Annotated in this window: 18 protein-coding genes and 1 pseudogene; 5 read left to right on the forward strand and 14 right to left on the reverse strand. The window is 64.7% G+C overall.

The features are described from left to right. Window positions 1-99: 99 nt before the first annotated feature. The 10 genes from SPDO_RS03925 to hisB form a co-directional block, all read right to left on the reverse strand. Window positions 100-3441: a TonB-dependent receptor gene (locus tag SPDO_RS03925; RefSeq protein ID WP_088366084.1), complete on the reverse strand. Its 3342-nt coding sequence runs from the start codon at window positions 3439-3441 to the stop codon at window positions 100-102. 167 nt (window positions 3442-3608) lie between these two features. Continuing rightward, window positions 3609-5735 carry an NAD-dependent DNA ligase LigA gene (gene ligA / locus SPDO_RS03930; RefSeq protein WP_088366370.1) on the reverse strand — a complete coding sequence of 709 codons (2127 nt, stop codon included), beginning with the start codon at window positions 5733-5735 and terminating at the stop codon, window positions 3609-3611. 94 nt (window positions 5736-5829) lie between these two features. After that, window positions 5830-7407: an amino acid permease gene (locus SPDO_RS03935; RefSeq protein WP_088366085.1), complete on the reverse strand. Its 1578-nt coding sequence runs from the start codon at window positions 7405-7407 to the stop codon at window positions 5830-5832. 126 nt (window positions 7408-7533) lie between these two features. Continuing rightward, window positions 7534-7926: a histidine triad nucleotide-binding protein gene (locus tag SPDO_RS03940; protein WP_088366086.1), complete on the reverse strand. Its 393-nt coding sequence runs from the start codon at window positions 7924-7926 to the stop codon at window positions 7534-7536. Between the two features lie 10 nt (window positions 7927-7936). Further along, the gene (locus tag SPDO_RS03945) at window positions 7937-8275 is read right to left on the reverse strand and encodes a phosphoribosyl-ATP diphosphatase (protein WP_088366087.1); all 339 of its coding nucleotides are present in this window, start codon (window positions 8273-8275) and stop codon (window positions 7937-7939) included. Window positions 8276-8306: 31 nt separating this feature from the next. Next, complete coding sequence (locus tag SPDO_RS16780) at window positions 8307-8480, reverse strand: hypothetical protein (protein WP_158212137.1); 174 nt, start codon at window positions 8478-8480, stop codon at window positions 8307-8309. Window positions 8481-8523: 43 nt separating this feature from the next. Then, window positions 8524-9285 carry an imidazole glycerol phosphate synthase subunit HisF gene (hisF, locus tag SPDO_RS03950; protein WP_088366088.1) on the reverse strand — a complete coding sequence of 254 codons (762 nt, stop codon included), beginning with the start codon at window positions 9283-9285 and terminating at the stop codon, window positions 8524-8526. Then, window positions 9282-10016 carry a 1-(5-phosphoribosyl)-5-[(5-phosphoribosylamino)methylideneamino]imidazole-4-carboxamide isomerase gene (gene hisA / locus SPDO_RS03955; RefSeq protein WP_088366089.1) on the reverse strand — a complete coding sequence of 245 codons (735 nt, stop codon included), beginning with the start codon at window positions 10014-10016 and terminating at the stop codon, window positions 9282-9284. Before hisA ends, hisF begins: the two co-directional genes overlap by 4 nt. Then, the gene (gene hisH, locus SPDO_RS03960) at window positions 10013-10618 is read right to left on the reverse strand and encodes an imidazole glycerol phosphate synthase subunit HisH (protein ID WP_088366371.1); all 606 of its coding nucleotides are present in this window, start codon (window positions 10616-10618) and stop codon (window positions 10013-10015) included. Before hisH ends, hisA begins: the two co-directional genes overlap by 4 nt. Before the next feature lie 10 nt (window positions 10619-10628). Next, window positions 10629-11216, reverse strand: coding sequence for an imidazoleglycerol-phosphate dehydratase HisB (gene hisB, locus SPDO_RS03965; protein WP_088366372.1), 588 nt, complete (start codon window positions 11214-11216; stop codon window positions 10629-10631). Between the two features lie 72 nt (window positions 11217-11288). On the opposite strand from hisB, the gene SPDO_RS03970 reads away from it, so the two are divergent. The 4 genes from SPDO_RS03970 to gmk all read left to right on the forward strand — a co-directional run bounded on the left by SPDO_RS03970 (window position 11289) and on the right by gmk (window position 14340). Further along, window positions 11289-11774 carry an SspB family protein gene (locus SPDO_RS03970; protein WP_088366090.1) on the forward strand — a complete coding sequence of 162 codons (486 nt, stop codon included), beginning with the start codon at window positions 11289-11291 and terminating at the stop codon, window positions 11772-11774. A gap of 99 nt (window positions 11775-11873) precedes the next feature. Then, on the forward strand, window positions 11874-13262 hold the full coding sequence (gene fumC, locus SPDO_RS03975) for a class II fumarate hydratase (RefSeq protein ID WP_088366091.1): 1389 nt from the start codon (window positions 11874-11876) through the stop codon (window positions 13260-13262). 44 nt (window positions 13263-13306) lie between these two features. Next, window positions 13307-13522, forward strand: coding sequence for a hypothetical protein (locus SPDO_RS03980; RefSeq protein WP_088366092.1), 216 nt, complete (start codon window positions 13307-13309; stop codon window positions 13520-13522). Between the two features lie 143 nt (window positions 13523-13665). Further along, window positions 13666-14340 carry a guanylate kinase gene (gene gmk, locus SPDO_RS03985; RefSeq protein WP_088366093.1) on the forward strand — a complete coding sequence of 225 codons (675 nt, stop codon included), beginning with the start codon at window positions 13666-13668 and terminating at the stop codon, window positions 14338-14340. 16 nt (window positions 14341-14356) lie between these two features. Here gmk and SPDO_RS03990 read toward each other — a convergent pair whose 3' ends face one another. Both SPDO_RS03990 and SPDO_RS03995 read right to left on the reverse strand, forming a co-directional pair. After that, window positions 14357-15040 carry an ATP12 family chaperone protein gene (locus SPDO_RS03990; RefSeq protein WP_088366094.1) on the reverse strand — a complete coding sequence of 228 codons (684 nt, stop codon included), beginning with the start codon at window positions 15038-15040 and terminating at the stop codon, window positions 14357-14359. Then, on the reverse strand, window positions 15037-15249 hold the full coding sequence (locus SPDO_RS03995) for a hypothetical protein (RefSeq protein WP_088366373.1): 213 nt from the start codon (window positions 15247-15249) through the stop codon (window positions 15037-15039). The genes SPDO_RS03990 and SPDO_RS03995 overlap by 4 nt, the downstream gene beginning before the upstream one ends. 152 nt (window positions 15250-15401) lie before the next feature. On the opposite strand from SPDO_RS03995, the pseudogene SPDO_RS04000 reads away from it, so the two are divergent. Then, window positions 15402-15641 (forward strand): annotated as a pseudogene (locus SPDO_RS04000) (hypothetical protein); the annotation flags it as partial. Window positions 15642-15697: 56 nt separating this feature from the next. Here SPDO_RS04000 and SPDO_RS04005 read toward each other — a convergent pair. After that, window positions 15698-16792 (reverse strand): RluA family pseudouridine synthase, encoded by a 1095-nt coding sequence (locus SPDO_RS04005; RefSeq protein WP_088366096.1) that lies wholly within the window; start codon window positions 16790-16792, stop codon window positions 15698-15700. Continuing rightward, window positions 16789-17163 carry a fluoride efflux transporter CrcB gene (gene crcB, locus SPDO_RS04010; protein ID WP_088366097.1) on the reverse strand — a complete coding sequence of 125 codons (375 nt, stop codon included), beginning with the start codon at window positions 17161-17163 and terminating at the stop codon, window positions 16789-16791. Before crcB ends, SPDO_RS04005 begins: the two co-directional genes overlap by 4 nt. Window positions 17164-17188: the final 25 nt, after the last annotated feature.

Here is a 17188-nt window from a genome sequence, read left to right on the forward strand (position 1 = left end):
CGGCTCCTCTACACGTCCGCTTGCCGGCGCGCAAAAACGAAGGGCCGCCGCTTGCCCGAAGGAAGCGGCGGCCCTGAAAGGCTGATCAGGCGAGACCGATCAGAAGGTGAAGCGCGCACCCACGCGGATCGAGTATAGCGACTGGCGCGAGTAGATCTGATCGCTCGGCGCCGCCGCCGGCGCGCTGTAGCGATACTGTGCACATGGCTGCGTGGTGTCGGTCGTGGCCGCGCCACCTGCGGTCTGGAGACACGAAACACGGACTGCGGGGATGGTGTACGGGAACTGATATTCGCGCACTTGGCCCCAATTCTTGTTGATGAGGTTCGTCAGATTTTCGATATCCATGAACAGCTCGACGCGGCTGTCACCCACGAAGGTCGGGACTTCCTGACCGATGTGGAGATCGAAGCGGGTGAACCACTTCGAGTTGAAAGCATTCCGCGGCGCAATCGTGCCGCGATACTTGCTCAGCCCCGTCGAGTTGATGAGGTTGTCGAGGTTATCACGCGTTGCCGTGCTGTCGTACGACACCAGTGCGTCGGTCGGCGACGTCGGCACGTAGAGCAGGTAGCGCGAGCTGTTGCCGTTGGTGCCGAACACCGGCGAGCGGCCGCTGTTGACCTGATCCTGCATCGTATAGCTGTACGGGCGACCAATACGGGTTTCACCGAACAAGGTGAAGTTTGTCTTATAATCGCCGAAGAACGCGTGGTTGAAGCTCAGGTTGTACTTGATGTTGTGGCGCACCTCGTCGTTCGAGATGCCGTACGCCGCACCATTCGCGTCAAGGAAGGCACCGTTGCCGTAGTTCGACGAGGCGGTCGACGACGTTGCCGGCGCCTGATCCTTGATGTCCTGATAGGCGTAGCTGACCGCTGCGCGCAGGCCGAAGTCGAACTCCTTGGCGATACGGGCAACCGCAACGAGGCTGCGGCCCTTCTGCGTGTTGGTGAGCAGAAGATCCTGGTTCGTGTCGTTGAACGCCGTCAGCGGCGCATAACGAACGCGACCGTCCGGCGTACGCAGCGCGGTTGGCCTCACGCGCAGGTCGGTGAAGAACACCTGGTTGCGCACTTCGGACCACAGGAAGTCTGCGCCGAAATTCCAGCCGCTGCCGAACGTGCCACCCCAATCGGGATCGTAGTCGAACGACAGGGTACCGCGCCACTGCGACGGAACCTTGAAGTCCGGATCCAGCGCGTTGGTAGGCGACTGCGCGCTAACGCTTGCGTTGGTCAGCACGGCGTTGGCTGCACCCGGGATCGTCGTGCCGTTTACACCCGTGAGGATGGCAGCGCCAGTTGTCGGCACCTGCGTGCTGGGAATGCCGGGCACCGTATAGCCGCCGCCGTTCAGCTGACGCACGTCAATCGTGTTGGTGAGGAAGCCGGTGTTCGAGAAGCTGTTCGAGACATAGACGTCCGGCGAGCCGCCCGAGAAGATGCCGATACCTCCGCGAACCGAAAGCTCCGGCGTCGGTTTGAAGTCGATACCGACGCGCGGCTGGAACACGCCGCGACCCGAAATGTACGAGGTGTTCGGGTAGCCGTAGCGGCTGAGGAAGGAGCTGTTCAGTTCCGGACGGCTGTTGCCGCCGAAAAGGTCGTAACGCGCGCCGTAGGCTAGGGTCAGGATATCGCTGATCCGCCACGTGTCCTGAATACCGAAGGTGTAGGACTGGTAGCGGAACTTCGCCGCGCCGTTCACCGGATCAAGGCTGGGCACTGCGTTCCCGTAGCGAAAGCGCTGCGCGTTGCCCGCCTGGAAGTCCGCGATCGAGTCGAAGTAATAGTCGCCGGCGGTGCGCTGCAGGAACAGGTTGAAGATCTTCGTGTCCGAGAATTCGGCGAAGATGCGCAGATCGTGGTCGTTGCGCGTCAGGCGAGCCTGGACGAGGCCACCATAGGTGCGGCTGGTCAGCTCATTCGATTGACGCGACACGTCCGGACCAAACGTCACGTTGCCGAAGCCCGACTCGCAGGTACCCGACAGGTTATTCTGACCAGGAGCGCCCGCGCCACGATCCGAAGTCGGTGCGGTGCAGACCTGCATCTGTGCGAAGCCACGACCCAGGATCGGATCCTGACCACGCTTATAGTCCTTGTAGAAACCGCGAACTTCGGTCGAGAATTCGTCGGACCAGTCGCTGTTCAGCTGGACCACGCCGGTGTGCAGGCGGTTCGACCCGACATAGCCGTTCGACTCGAGGCCAAGGCCCGGCGTGCCGCTGGTGGAGGTGTTCTGGTTAAACTGGATAGAATCCTTGGTGTACAGATACGTCACCGAGGCGCGCTGCGTGTCCGACAGATTGGCGTCGATACGGGCAACGAGGCGATCGTCGCGATCCTTGGCATCGTTCAGGATGCCGCCCGTGTCATAGCCGTAACGGCTCTGCGCGATGCTCTGAACCTGCGCAACCGCCTCGTCGGTGATGTTCGGAACGACCGTGCCGGCATTGTTACCGAGCGTGCCTTCGGCGATCGGCGTGTTGGCCCGGATGCGCTCGCCGGCGACCATGAAGAACAGCTTGTCCTTGATGATCGGGCCGGACAGCTGGGCGCCGTAGTTCTCGTACTTGAAATCAGGAATGCTGACGCGGCCAGTGGGGACGCCCGGACCTGCCTTGGTTTCCTTGCCGGTCAGGCCGTCCTCGGAATAGGCGTAGAAGCCGGTGCCGTGAAAGCTGTTGGTGCCCGACTTCAGAATGGCGTTGATTGCGCCGCCCTGGAAGTTGCCTTCGCGAACGTCGTACGGCGCAACCTTGGTCTGAAACTGACCGATCGCGTCGAACGGGACCGGCGAGCGGCGGGTCGGCAGGCCATCGGGGTTCAGGCCGAAGTTGTCGGTGACGGGCACACCGTCGACCGAGAAGCGGTTGAAGCGGGCGTTCTGACCCGCGAAGCTGACAGCGCGGCCGCCGCCGGGGGTGTCGTCGAGGCGCGCGAACGGATCGCGGCGCATCAGGTCGCGCACGTCGCGGTTGACTGATGCAACGCTGGCGATGTCTGCGGCCGACAGAACGGTTGCCGGGCCCTGGCTGACCGTGCGGGCGTTGGCGACGCGCGACGCGGTGATGACGATGTCGCCGCCGGCAGTGTCGGTGCTTTCCGCCTGCAGCTCGATCGGCAAATCATAAGCCTGCGCCACAACGGTGTAGATGTCGGTCACCGTCACCTGCGGGTAACCCGCAGCAGCGGCCGTGACGGAGAAGGGACCGCCGACGCGCAGACCCGACGCGTTGAACGAACCGTTCGCGTCCGTCGTCACCGTGCTGGTCGTGCCCGACGGCACGTTCACTACGGTCACCGTTGCACCTGCAACCGGTGCACCAGCGGCCGTTACCGTGCCGCGGATAACCGATGTGGTTTCCTGAGCCATCGCCCCAGCCGGCGCGATGAGCGCAACAGCTGCTGCACCCAGAAACAGGTTATGTCGCATTGATCTAAATTCCCCTTGGAGCTCATGCTCTGACACGCGGTGCCCGAACTGCTGCCGCGGCCGTTGCGCCCGCAATATTTCTGTTCAGTTACGCGGGCGAGCAGAATCCAAGTGGAACCGATTTTGGTCGTGCTGCGTTGCAAAAAGGCGACAGGTATGTCGAGTGCCTAATCGGCCGCTGCGACAAGTGCTTGCCACCCGGCTTCGTCGATCAAGCGGATGCCTAGATCGGTTGCTTTCTTCGCTTTGCTCCCTGCGCCTGGCCCGGCAACGACCAGGTCGGTTTTGGCCGAAACCGAGCTTCCCACCCGTGCGCCCAGCGACTCGGCCTGCGCCTTTGCCTCGTCGCGGCTCATCGTTTCGAGTGAGCCGGTGAAGACAACCGTTTTGCCCGACACCTCAGAGACTCGGGTCTCGTGGATCACGTCGGCTGGCTGGACCTGTGTGAGCAGATCGTTCACCACCGCATCGTTGCGCTCCTCGGCGAAGAAGTCGACCAAGGCGAGCGCGACCTCCGGGCCGACCTGCTTCGTATCGATGATCTTCGCCAGTTCCTTCGCGGTGCGGGCGAGCAGCTTGTCGTCGCTTTCGCCAATAGCGCGCAGCATGGTGTCGCGCGTTTGCACGCCGGTAGTAACCATGGCGCGGAAGGTGGGCCAACTCACCCAGCGCCGTGCCAGATCGCGCGCGGTGACTTCGCCGATATGGCGGATGCCGAGCGCGAAGAGGAAGCGGTCGAGTGGCGGCTGGCGCTTGGCGTCGATCGCCGCAATCAGGTTTCTTGCGGACACGTCGGCCCAGCGCTCGCGGACCAGCAGATCATCTTCGGTAATGCGGAAAATATCGGCCGGGGTGGCAATCAAACCATCGGCAAAGAAGCTCTCGATGGTGGTGATCCCGAGTCCTTCGATATCGAGGGCGTGCCGCGAAACGAAGTGGCGCAGCCGCTCGACCTGTTGCGCCGGGCAGACCAGCCCGCCCGAACAGCGCCAGTCGACCTCGCCCGGCTCCCGTACCGCGTCCGATCCGCATTCGGGGCAGTGGGTCGGGAAAAGCCACGCGTCGCGCTTTTGATCAGCGGTGAGGTTTTCCACGATCTGGGGAATCACGTCGCCTGCGCGCTGGATCACGATTCGATCGCCGGGGCGCACGCCAAGCCGCGCAATCTCATCCGCGTTGTGCAGGGTGGCGTTGCGGACGACCACGCCGCCGACCGTCACCGGCTCGAGCTTCGCGACAGGGGTGAGCTTGCCGGTGCGGCCGACCTGGATATCGATGCCGTTGAGTGTGGTCTGCGCGCGCTCGGCCGGAAACTTGTGGGCAATTGCCCAGCGCGGGGCGCGCGCCACAAAGCCAAGGCGTTCCTGCCAGTCGAGGCGATCGACCTTGTACACCACGCCATCGATGTCGAACGGGAGGTCGGCGCGCTTCGCCTCAATCGCTCGGTAGCGGGCGAGCGCATCGGCGACGCCCTCCACGGCTGCAAAATCGGCGGCGATCGGAAACCCCCAATCGCGGATCGCGTCCACGACGCCGCTCTGTGTTTCCGATGGCAGCGAGGCTGCTTCACCCCAGCCGTGCGCGAGAAAGCGGAGCGGCCGCTGCGCCGTGACGGCCGCGTCCTTTTGCCGTAGCGAGCCGGCGGCTGCGTTGCGCGGATTGGCGAACTGACGCGCCTCCTTGCCGGCGACAGCCGCTTCGTCAGCGAGGCGCTGGTTAAGCGCGGCGAAATCGGCTTTTGCCATATACACCTCGCCACGCACCTCGAAGAGGTCCGGCGCGCCCGCCGGCAACTGCGCCGGAATATCGGAAATGGTGCGCACGTTCGCGGTCACGTCTTCGCCGGTAGCGCCGTCGCCTCGGGTCAGCGCCTGCACGAGCTTTCGCTGCTCGTAGCGCAAGGAGCAGGAGAGCCCGTCGATCTTCGGCTCGGCTGTGAGCGCGACTTCTTCGTCGTCGGAGAGCCGCAGAAAGCGGCGGACTCGGGCGACGAACTCCGTCACGTCTTCGTCGGAGAAGGCATTGTCCAGGCTGGTCATCGGCCGGGCATGGGCGACCTTGGCGAGATGGCCGCCGGGCGCGGCACCGACCTGCCTAGACGGTGTGTCGCTGCGGATCAGGTGCGGGAATGCCGCCTCGATCGCGTTGTTGCGGCGCACCAGTGCGTCATAGTCGGCGTCCGAGATCTCGGGGGCATCGTCGGCATGATACAGGCGGTTGTGACGCGCGATTTCGGCGGCAAGCTGTTCCAGTTCGGCGGCGGCGGCCTGATCGTCAGTCGGAATCGCGGTCATGTTCGTGAGGTAGGCCAGCAGGAACGCCACGCCAAGCCAATGCAAAAAGGCCGGAGCGATGCCCCGGCCTTTCACATGCAGCATGATCAGAAGATCAACGCGTGCCGGGCACCTCCGGCTCGATCGCGTTAACCGCCTCATCCTCGTGTACCTCGACGAGGCCACGCCCGAGATGCGACGCGCGATAGCTGTAGCCGTAGTAGATCACGAGCCCGATCGCGCCCCAGATCGGCAGCACCAGCATGGCATCGATCGGCAGGTTGAAGAACAGGAAGATGCAGCCCGCGATCGTCAGCGGGCCGATGATCGAGAGCGCCGGCGTGCGGAAGCTGCGCGGGCGGTTCGCCTCCGTGCGGCGGAGGATCATCACGGCGATTGCCACCATCATGAAGGCGTACAGCGTGCCGGCATTGGCGATGTCCGCCAGCTTGCCGACCGGCAGGAAGGCCGCCGCGAAGGCGACGGCGATGCCGGTGATCGCGGTGACGATGTACGGCGTCTTCCACTTCGGATGCACCGCCGACAGCCGCTCGGGAAGCAGACCGTCACGGCTCATGACGAAGAAGATGCGGGTCTGGCCGAACATCAGGATCAGGATGACCGACGGCAGCGCGAGGAAGGCGGCGACACCCAGTGCGTTGCCGACGCCCGACCAGCCGATCTGGCGCAGCACATGCGCCAGTGCCTCGTCCGAACAGACCAGCGGCAGCTGATCGGCGGCATAGGTGGCGCACTGGCGCGCAAGCTCTTCCGAACCCGCCGGGAAGGGTACGCCATTCGGCCCCATGATCGGCTGGCCACCGATGGTGCCGATCGCGCCGGCGGCAACCAGGATGTAGAAAACGGTGCAGAACAGCAGCGAGCCGACCAGGCCGATCGGCACGTTGCGCTGCGGGTCTTTGGTTTCCTCCGCCGCCGTCGAGACGGCGTCAAAGCCAACGTACGCGAAGAAGATCGTTGCTGCCGCACCGACCGCACCAAGGCCGGTTCCAAAGCCGCCGAACACGCCCGCTGGCAGGAAGGGATTGAACCGATCCGTGCTGAACGCATCCGAGGGGATCGTCAGCGCCACGAAAGCCGTAAGCGCCGTGACCTTGATCGCCACCAGCACCGCATTGACGCGCGCGCTTTCGGTGGTGCCGATCATCAGGAGCCAGGTGATCAGCAGCGCGATCACGACAGCCGGAAAGTTGATAAAGCCACCCTCGACGCCGCCCAGCGCGAGGGGCGCACCAGAAAGCCAGGCGGGCAGGTGTATGCCCAGGAATTCGTTGAGGATCGTGCCCGTGAAATAGCCGGACCATCCGACCGACACGGCGCTGGCCGCGACCGCATATTCGAGGATCAGCGCCCAGCCGACCGTCCAGCCGACCAATTCGCCCATGGTGGCGTAACTGTAGGTGTAGGCGGATCCCGCAACCGGGATCATGGCGGCAATTTCCGCGTAACACAGCGCGGCGATGACGCAGACCGCGCCGGCAATGGCGAAGGCGAGCATGAGACCCGGCCCGGCCTTTTGCGCGCCGGCGGACGTCAACACGAAGATACCCGTGCCGATCACGCAGCCAATGCCGAACAATGTGAGCTGGAACCAGCCCAAGGTACGATGAAGCGATTTCTTCTCGGCAGTCGCCAAGATGGCATCGAGCGGTTTTACCCGGCCAAAGATCATGCGGCCCTTTCCCCCAGGAGGCGCGGCCTTGCCGGCCGCCCAATTCTTGAAGCGGGCGAACCTAGCGGGTGTTCGGCGCTGCGCAATCCCTCACGACGCCCGAGCGGGACATTGCGCTGTTTTCGGCTAGCTGCGGCTGTCGTTTTCGACCAGCATTGGGCCCAGCGGGCGGCCGGCAAGGATATGAACGTGCAGATGCGGCACTTCCTGGTGGCTGTGCGGCCCTGCATTGGCTAGCAGCCGGTAGCCCGGCTCCACGAGCCCCGCTTCACGTGCGACGTGGCCGACCGCGCGCACGAAGCCCGCGATTTCCGGATCGCTGCCACGCGCGGAAAAATCATCCCAGCTGACATAGGCCCCTTTCGGGATCACCAAGATGTGCGTCGGCGACCATGGCGCTATATCGTGGAACGCGAGTGCGAACTCGTCCTCATACACCCGTCGACTCGGGATCTCTCCACGCAGGATGCGAGCAAAGATGTTTTGGTCGTCATAGGGCAGGGTCGCGTCCACCGGCATCTGAGCGTCCTTATTCCGGGCGAAAGGAGAGGGGGCGTCCGGCCTTTTCGTCGTGGCCGGACTGGCCCTCGCGGCGCGCCAGCTCACGCCGGACATCATCGAGGCTTAGGCCAGCGTCCGCGAGCAGGATCATGAGGTGAAAGAGGAGATCGGCCGCTTCCGGCACGATGTCCTGATCTTCGCCGGAACAGGCAGCAATAACGGTTTCGACCGCTTCCTCGCCGACCTTTTGCGCGATCTTGTGCCGGCCCTGGAAAAACAGGCTGGCGGTGTAGGACCGCACGGCAGGAGAATCCTTGCGGGCGCGTATCGTCGCTTCCAGACGCGCGAGAATGTCTTCGTCGGCCATGGCGGCGAGGTGCCGCGGCGCCGCGCTCAGGTCAACCTTTTCGCCCGCGATTGCGCAAGGCACGGCGGGTGAGCCAGACGGCGACCGCTGCGACCAGGAACAAGGCGATGTCCGACAACTCCGGACCGGTACGCGGCGTCGATACCGCACTGGTAGCGGCGGATGCAGCCGTCGCGGCGAAGGAAAAGGCCAAGATCAGCGCCATGTCGCCCGATTGCCCGATCGGCGCCGCCGGTGGCGTGTGCGCATCAGTGTGCCCGTACCGGCACGCCCGCGGCGGCGAGCGCCTCATGGGCCTGCGCGATGGTTGCTTCGCCGAAGTGGAAGATCGATGCGGCAAGAACGGCCGAGGCATGACCCTGCGTCACGCCGCGGACCAGATCGTCGAGATTACCCACGCCGCCCGATGCGACCACCGGAACCGTGGTGCGATCCGCCACGGTGCGAACGAGGTCCAGATCATAGCCGTCCCGCGTGCCGTCGCGATCCATCGAGGTCAGGAGGATTTCGCCGGCCCCGAGCGCCGCAAGCCGAAGAGCGTGTTCGACCGCATCTATGCCGGTCGGGCGACGTCCGCCGTGCGTAAATACCTCCCAGCCCGCGCCAACTCGCTTGGCATCGACGCTGGCGACGCAGCATTGGCTGCCGAACCGCTCGGCAATGTCGGCGACGACCTCTGGACGCGAGACCGCGGCTGAGTTCACCGCGACCTTATCTGCCCCTGCGAGGAGAAGCGCGCGGGCATCGTCGGCACTCCGCACCCCGCCGCCGACCGTCAACGGCATGAAGCAGACTGCGGCGGTGCGGCGCACCACATCAAGGATGGTATCCCGCCCTTCATGGCTGGCGGTAATGTCCAGAAAGCACAGTTCGTCGGCGCCCGCCGCATCATAGGCGCGGGCCTGCTCTACGGGATCACCGGCATCGATCAGGTCGACGAAGTTGACGCCCTTCACCACCCGACCGTTGGCTACGTCGAGACAAGGGATCACGCGCGCGCGAACCGTCATGCGGCGGCGGCAACGTTGATCGCGGCGGCGAGGTCCAGGCGACCGTCGTACAGCGCGCGGCCGGTGATCACGCCCTCCACACCGTCGCGGGCGTGGAGCGCCAGGACGTGTATCTCGTCGATGCCTTTCACGCCGCCGCTGGCGATCACCGGGATAGAGACGGCGCGGGCGAGGTCGACCGTTGCCTCAAGATTGCACCCCTTCAACAGCCCGTCGCGGCCGACATCCGTGAACAGCAGCGCGGCAACGCCAGCGTCCTCGAAGCGGCGGGCGAGATCGACCACGGGCGTTGTCGAGACTTCCGCCCATCCCTTGGTCGCGATCATGCCGTCGCGTGCATCCACTGCAACCACGATGCCGCCGGGGAACGCCGCAGCCATCTCACGTACAAACTGCGGATTCTCCAGCGCCGCCGTGCCGATCACGACGCGTGCCACGCCTGCATCGAACCACGCTTCGACGCTTTCCGGCGTCCGAATGCCGCCGCCCAGCTGAACATGGCCGGGAAAGCGCTGAACAATGGCGCGGACCGCGTCGCCGTTTCGGCTCTCACCGGCGAAGGCACCGTCGAGATCCACGACATGAAGATGACCCGCGCCGGCATCAGCGAACAGCATCGCCTGTGCGGCAGGATCGTCGCCATAAATGGTTGCGCGGTCCATATCGCCTTCGGCGAGGCGGACGACCTGGCCGTTTTTCAGGTCGATGGCAGGAAAGACGATCAGGCTCATGGGCGCCACTTCAGAAAGCGAGAAAGAAGATCGAGCCCATAGCGCTGGCTCTTCTCGGGATGGAATTGAACGCCGACGATGTTATCGCGGCCGATGGCTGCGGCGACGGGGCCGGCGTGATCGGTGGAAGCGATGACCTCTCCGCCCTCATAGGCGAAGCTGTGGAGAAAATAGGCCTCACCGCTGTGCACGAGCGGATGATTGCCGGACGGCTGTACGTCGTTCCAGCCCATGTGCGGGACCTTGGCATCGGTGCCGGCCGCATCAAGGCGCCGAACGCTGCCCTCGAACCAGCCAAGGCCAAGATGGTGGCCAAGCTCCTCGCCATGCTGCGCCAGCAACTGCATGCCGACGCAAATGCCGAGGAAAGGCGCGCCATCCTCCAGCACCCGCTTGCGCAGCGCGCTTTCGAGGCCGTCGACTGCCCGGAGGTTGGCGGCGCAGGCACCGAACGCTCCGACACCGGGAAGCACGATGCGATCGGCCCGACTGATCCGATCGGGATCGGCGGTTATCGTCACGTCGGCAGCGCCTGCGGCGCGCAGCGCATTCTCGACCGAGTGGAGGTTGCCCGATTGGATATCGACGAGCGCTAGCATCAACACGTCCGCCTCACAGCACACCCTTGGTCGATGGGATCGCATCTGCCTTACGCGGATCGATCTCCACCGCTTGGCGCAGCGCGCGAGCAAGCCCCTTGAAGGCGCTCTCGGCGATATGGTGGTTGTTCTCGCCGTGCAGCGTCTCGACGTGGAGCGTGATGCCGGCAGCCTGCGCGAAGCTGTGGAACCAGTGTTTGAACAGCTCGGTGTCCATCTCGCCCAGCTTCTTTTGCGTGAACTCGGTCTTCCACACGAGCCACGGGCGACCGGAGATGTCCAGCGCCACGCGGGTCAAGGTCTCGTCCATCGGCGACAGCGCATCGCCGTAGCGGCGGATACCGCGCTTGTCGCCGAGCGCGCGCGCGACCGCTTCGCCGATCGCGATGGCCGTGTCTTCCACCGTATGGTGCTGATCGATATGGAGATCGCCCTTCGTCTTCACATCGAGATCGATCAGCGAATGGCGCGACAACTGCTCCAGCATATGATCGAAGAAGCCGACCCCGGTGGCGATGTCGTAGGTGCCGGTGCCATCGAGATTGACGGTTACGGCGATCTTTGTCTCGCTGGTGTCGCGACGGATCGTGGCGGTGCGCATGCGGCGCACATAGCGGCGCCTGTGCGTCATGCAATCTTGACCAGCCGTTTGCGACCGTTACCCATGGCGGGGATGGACGACCAAGCACCCGATAGCCTGATTCCGTACGACGAAATCGTACAGGAGGCGCTGCGCGCCGTTGTTGCACGCGTGCTCGGCTCGGTGGCGACCGGCGGGGGGCTGCCGGGCGAGCACCATTTCTATATCACCTTCAAGACGCAGGCTGCGGGCGTCGACATTCCGAAGCGGCTGATCGAGCGCTTTCCGGACGAAATGACGATCGTGATCCAGAATCGCTTCTGGGATCTGACGGTCGATGGCGAGCGCTTTTCCGTGGGGCTAAGCTTCAACCAGGTGCCTTCGAAGCTGGTGATACCCTATTCGGCGATCACCGGTTTTCATGATCCGGCAGTCAATTTCGAGCTCCGCTTCCAGGCACAGGAAGGGCCGGGCGACGGCCCCGAGCCGCACGATCCGGCAGAGAATGACGGCACGCCGACTGCGACCAGCGAGGACGGCTCGAACGTCGTGAGCGTGGATTTCAAGCGCAAGAAGTGAAGGGTGATGGGCGCGCCGGATGACCGGCGTCCCGCTCTCGCGTGAAACTGAACGGCCCGCTCAGCGCTTGATGTTGCGTTACTCTGCGGGAAATTGGGCATGACCACTCGGACCGAAACAGATTCCATCGGCGCGATCGAGGTGCCGGCGGACGCCTATTGGGGTGCGCAGACGCAGCGTTCGATCGAGAACTTTCCCTTTCCGCCGAGCGAGCGGATGCCGATGGCGATCGTTCACGCGCTCGCGCTGGTAAAGCAGGCCGCTGCTCGGGTTAACCGGCGACATGGGCTCGAAGGCAAAAAGGCCGAGGCGATCGAGGTTGCCGCGGCGGAGATCGTTTCAGGCAAGCTGGACGACCAGTTTCCGCTGGTGATCTGGCAAACCGGCAGCGGCACGCAGAGCAACATGAACGTTAACGAGGTGATCGCTGGCCGCGCCAACGAGATCCTGTCCGGCACCCGTGGCGGGAAATCGCCCGTTCATCCCAATGACGATGTGAACCGCGGCCAATCGTCGAACGACTCCTTTCCCACCGCCCTGCACGTCGCGGCGGCATTGGCGGCGAGCCAGCAATTGCTGCCCGCGCTCGATCGGCTGGAGAGCGCCTTTGCGGCGAAAGTGGCGGCGTGGAAGGGCATCGTGAAGATCGGCCGCACGCACCTGCAGGATGCGACGCCGCTTACGTTGGGGGACGAGTTTTCGGGCTATCACGCGCAACTGGCGCGCGCGCGGGAGCGGTTGGCGCCGCTGATTCGGGAGGAAGTCGCCTGCCTTGCTCAAGGGGGCACGGCGGTGGGGACGGGGCTAAACGCGCCGCCAGGCTTTGGCGAGGACATGGCGCGAGAGCTCACCGAGCTTACGGGCTTTCCGTTCAAGACCGCGCCAAACAAGTTCGAAGCGCTGGCAAGCAACGACACGCTGGTCGACTTATCGGGTCGGCTGAATACCTTGGCGGTGGCGCTTACGAAGATCGGCAACGACATCCGGTTACTGGGATCGGGACCGCGATGCGGGATCGGTGAATTGGTTTTACCGGCAAACGAGCCGGGTAGCTCGATCATGCCAGGTAAAGTGAACCCGACGCAAGTCGAGATGATGACCATGGTGGCAGCACAGGTGATGGGCAATCATGCGGCCATTACGATGGGTGGGATGCAGGGCCACCTGGAACTGAACGTCTTCAAGCCGATGATCGGTGCGGCGGTGTTGCGGTCCATATCGTTGCTGGCGATCGGCATGGAACCATTTCGGGAGCGCTGCATCGAGGGCCTGCAGGCGGATGAAAGACGGATCGCCGATCTGCTCGATCGATCGCTGATGCTGGTGACGGCGCTGGCGCCCGAGATCGGCTACGACAATGCGGCCAAGATCGCAAAACATGCCCATTCAGAAGGACTTACGCTGAAGCAGGCCGGTGTTTCGCTGGGGCTGGTGGATGAAGAAACCTTTGACCGGGTGGTCAAGCCGGAGGCGATGTTGGGAACCTGACCGCGGGCACCGGGTTCCACATTGGCATTGTTGAAAGGACTGTCATGCTTCGTAGCGTAATTGGCGCACTCGTCGACAAGGAGATCGATCAGCGGGACGGGCGTGGCGGGCTGAAAGGCGCGGCGATTGGCATGCTGGCGGCGCGCGCGGTGACGCGGACCGGCCCGCTGGGGCTGATGCTGGGTGGTGGCTATATCGCCAAGAAGATGCTCGATCGTCGCCGTGCCGCCAAGCGCCCGGTGAGAAGCGCGGCGCGCTGAGTGGCGGCAGCTGGCGGCCTCCGAGTACAGGCTGCCGGCCTGCCTCCGGCGCAATTTGGCCTTTTTGCTGAAGTGAGCGGCCTGAAGCCGGCCAGATAGCGCTCGGCCTTGACGCTTGCGCCTTGTGCGCGGCAGTAGCGCGCATGGCCGCTTCCAATTCCACCGATCCGCACGGCATGCGCCGGCGCGGCGTGCTGTTCGTTCTTTCGTCGCCGTCGGGCGCCGGCAAATCCACGATCGCGCAAAAACTGCTCGCGGCCGAGCCGGAGTTGTCGATGTCGGTGTCCTACACCACGCGGCCGATTCGGCCCGGCGAGGTGGACGGCAAGCACTATAACTTCGTCTCGCTCGAGAAATTCCGGGCGATGGTGAGCAATCACGAATTCCTTGAATGGGCGCACGTCTTCGACAATCGTTACGGCACGCCCAAGGCCGACGTGTTCCACACGTTGAGCGAAGGCCATGACATCCTGTTCGACATCGACTGGCAGGGCGCGCAGCAGCTGCACCAGCTGGCGGGCGGCGATGTGGTGCGGGTGTTCATCCTGCCGCCTTCGATGGCGGCGCTGCGCGATCGGTTACAGAAGCGGGCCACCGACAGCCAGGCGGTGATCGATGCGCGCATGGCGCGGGCGGCGAATGAGGTCAGCCACTGGGATGGCTATGATTACGTTCTGGTCAACGACGACCTGGAGCATTGCTTCGAGTGCGTGCGCATGATCCTGGCCGCCGAGCGGCTGAAGCGATCGCGCCAGACCGGCATCATCGGCTTCATTCGCAGCCTGCTGAAGCATGGCGGCGCGAACGAGCCGGCTTAATCCGCCGGTCTGATCCTTAGTCGAGGAGGGTGAGGAAGCGCACCGCAGCGTCAAAGTCGCGCCGGCGAGTCGCGCGGGTCTGAACGGCCTCGGCGTCATCGCCCCACAATTCGGCCTGCCAGCTTTCATCGACGATCGCCGCCGTCCAGAGCCTGTCCGCGTCGATCGCCTTCTCCGCCAGGGCGAGCGCGCCAATCAACGTACCGGCGATGGTGACGATCGGCTGTAACGCGACAAGGGCGAACGGCGGGCGACTCGCAACTGCTTCGGTCAGGCGGGCGAGGGTGGCGGGCGCCTGCGGACGGTGCATGATGCCGCTGACCGTTTCGAAGTGGATGTCGTAGCGATCGCGCGCCCAGGCGAGCAACGGATCCCAGGCGGCGGCCTCGCGTGTGATCAGCTCGGCAGGCGACTCGGCACGGTAATAGAGAAGGTCGCTTTCGGCATAGGTCGCCAAGCCACCGGCAAACGCCTGCGGGTCGGGCGCCACGCGGTCAATCGCGGCATTGGCGAGGCCAGTGAGCGGCATGAGGCGGGGATCAAGCGTTTCGCCGACCCCGCGCCATTCGCCAGCGATTGCCTCCGCCAGCGCAGCGGTTGGAAGCGCCAGGGGGGCGCGGCCCGGGGTGCGGACCGGACGACCATCAAGCCGGATCGCACGGTCGTTATCGACCGTCACCTCGGTCCAGAAGCGCTTCATTCCACGGGACTCCGCCACCGCCGTGCCAACGCTTGCGGCACCATCGCCATGCTCCACAAGGATATCAGAACCAGCGCGCCGCCCGTGACCTTTCCCGACACGTCCTGCGCACGCGCGAGCAAGACGATGCCGAGAACGGCAGCAGCCGCGGTGACCAGTCTGACGAGCACCAGGACGAACCAGCGCGATCGGGCGGGATCAGTAGCCATGTGGCGGCTATGGCGCAGACGCACCCCTTGCGCCAGCCACGACAAGTCGGTCCGCAAGCGGGATCAAAAGCCATCAACCCTTTGGTTACAGATGGACTTTATGGCTACATTTCGGCAAATTAGCCTGAGCGGGCCCGGGGGGGCGAGCCTCACATATCGTTAGCAGGAATGGGACGGCGATGGTCGGCGCGGCAGTGTTCTTTTATGGATTGTTGGTCAGCTTCATTTTTTCGGGCGCATCGCAGAATGCGAAGCTCCAACGCCCAAACCCGCCGATGGTTTCATACCTCGGCTATATGCTGGTTGGGGTGACCACGGGCGTTTCGTTGCTGCTGTTTGCCCACGCGCTTGGCCTGTCGATGGGCTACACGCTGCTTTCGCTGACGATCTGATCGAGAGCCGTTGAATTGCAGCAGCTCACCGGCATGTGCCGATGAGCTGCTGATCGTCAGCGTTCCTGCGCGCCGCCGCGGCCCCGGCGTTCGCCGCGCCGCGCCTTGCGCACCTGCTTGGCGTGCGCGCGCGCTTTTGCCTTCTGCACCTCACGCGTGGGCGGCGGGCGCGTATCGGCCGGCATCGAATTACCCAGCGACTCCTCGAACCCGAGGTTGGCGAGGCTCTCGGCGAAGTGGGTCGGCAGTTCAGCGGTGACGTCGATCGCGCCGCCATCGGGATGGTCGACGCGAATGCGCCGCGCATGGAGGTGCATCTTGCGGCTGATCCCGCCGGTCAGGAACGCCGCGGGGCCACCATATTTGCCGTCGCCGACGATCGGATGGCCGATCGCCGCCATGTGGACGCGCAACTGGTGCGTGCGGCCGGTGAACGGCTGAAGCTCGACCCAACAGGCGCGATTGCCGGCGCGCTCGATCACGCGATAGCGACTGCGTGCAGGCTGACCGTTTTCCTCATCGACGTGCATCTTCTCGCCGCCGGTGCCGGGCTGCTTGCCGATCGGCAGGTCGACGGTGCCATCGTCGATCGAAGGCACGCCGACGACGAGTGCCCAATATACCTTCTTGGCCGTGCGCCCAGAAAAGGCGCGGGCGAAAAAGGCAGCGGCGCGCGCCGAACGCGCGACGAGCAGCGCGCCGGACGTATCCTTGTCAAGCCGGTGGACGAGCTTGGGGCGGCCCTCCGCCTCGAACTGCAACGCGTCGAGCAGACCATCGACATGGGCGGTAGTTTTCGTGCCGCCCTGCGTGGCCAGGCCGGGCGGCTTGTTGAGCACCAAGGCGGCCTGATCCTTGTGGATCACCATCTCGCGCGCGAACGCGGCCTCGTCCTCGCTGAGCGGCGGGCGCTCCCGTTTGGGCTTCGCATCCACGCGGACCGGCTCGGGCGGGGGCAGGCGCAGGACCTGACCGGCGGTGACGCGGTCGCCCGGGCCGACGCGCGCGCCATCCAGCCGAAGCTGCCCGGTGCGCGCCCATTTGGCGACGGTGGTGAAGCTGGTGTCGGGCAGATGCCGCTTGCACCAGCGATCGACGCGGATGCCATCGTCATCCGCCGCCACCGTGAACTGGCGTACCGTGTCGCTCATGCCATCGACCTCGCAAGAGTAGCGCCGAGCGCTAGCGCGGCAATCGAGCCGATAACGGAAAGCGCGACATAGCCTGCCATCTGCACGATGGCGCCGCGCTCGATCATCAGCAGCGCATCGAGCGAGAAGGCGGAAAAGGTGGTGAAACCGCCGAGCACGCCAACCGCCAGGAACAGGCGCCACGGTTCACCGCTGGCGAAGCGCGCCACGGTCGTTGCGACGATCCCCATCATCAATCCGCCGACCAGATTGACGATCAGCGTACCCCAGGGCCAGCCAGCGCCGAACGCGTGCAGCGCCGCGCGACCGACCAGATGGCGCAGGCCAGCGCCCATCGCGCCGCCCGCCATCACCAAAACCAATGCATTCATGCTGCCGCCCCTAGCCCCATGCGGG

It is taken from the genome of Sphingomonas dokdonensis, from assembly GCF_002197685.1.
Taxonomy (GTDB): domain Bacteria; phylum Pseudomonadota; class Alphaproteobacteria; order Sphingomonadales; family Sphingomonadaceae; genus Sphingomonas; species Sphingomonas dokdonensis.

Coding starts and splice junctions, on each gene's coding strand:
- SPDO_RS03925 (WP_088366084.1), bottom strand. CDS start 3,441: ATGCGACATAACCTGTTTCTGGGTGCAGCAGCTGTTGCGCTCATCGCG.
- ligA (WP_088366370.1), bottom strand. CDS start 5,735: ATGACCGCGATTCCGACTGACGATCAGGCCGCCGCCGCCGAACTGGAA.
- SPDO_RS03935 (WP_088366085.1), bottom strand. CDS start 7,407: ATGATCTTTGGCCGGGTAAAACCGCTCGATGCCATCTTGGCGACTGCC.
- SPDO_RS03940 (WP_088366086.1), bottom strand. CDS start 7,926: ATGCCGGTGGACGCGACCCTGCCCTATGACGACCAAAACATCTTTGCT.
- SPDO_RS03945 (WP_088366087.1), bottom strand. CDS start 8,275: ATGGCCGACGAAGACATTCTCGCGCGTCTGGAAGCGACGATACGCGCC.
- SPDO_RS16780 (WP_158212137.1), bottom strand. CDS start 8,480: ATGGCGCTGATCTTGGCCTTTTCCTTCGCCGCGACGGCTGCATCCGCC.
- hisF (WP_088366088.1), bottom strand. CDS start 9,285: ATGACGGTTCGCGCGCGCGTGATCCCTTGTCTCGACGTAGCCAACGGT.
- hisA (WP_088366089.1), bottom strand. CDS start 10,016: ATGAGCCTGATCGTCTTTCCTGCCATCGACCTGAAAAACGGCCAGGTC.
- hisB (WP_088366372.1), bottom strand. CDS start 11,216: ATGCGCACCGCCACGATCCGTCGCGACACCAGCGAGACAAAGATCGCC.
- SPDO_RS03970 (WP_088366090.1), top strand. CDS start 11,289: ATGGACGACCAAGCACCCGATAGCCTGATTCCGTACGACGAAATCGTA.
- fumC (WP_088366091.1), top strand. CDS start 11,874: ATGACCACTCGGACCGAAACAGATTCCATCGGCGCGATCGAGGTGCCG.
- SPDO_RS03980 (WP_088366092.1), top strand. CDS start 13,307: ATGCTTCGTAGCGTAATTGGCGCACTCGTCGACAAGGAGATCGATCAG.
- gmk (WP_088366093.1), top strand. CDS start 13,666: ATGGCCGCTTCCAATTCCACCGATCCGCACGGCATGCGCCGGCGCGGC.
- SPDO_RS03990 (WP_088366094.1), bottom strand. CDS start 15,040: ATGAAGCGCTTCTGGACCGAGGTGACGGTCGATAACGACCGTGCGATC.
- SPDO_RS03995 (WP_088366373.1), bottom strand. CDS start 15,249: ATGGCTACTGATCCCGCCCGATCGCGCTGGTTCGTCCTGGTGCTCGTC.
- SPDO_RS04005 (WP_088366096.1), bottom strand. CDS start 16,792: ATGAGCGACACGGTACGCCAGTTCACGGTGGCGGCGGATGACGATGGC.
- crcB (WP_088366097.1), bottom strand. CDS start 17,163: ATGAATGCATTGGTTTTGGTGATGGCGGGCGGCGCGATGGGCGCTGGC.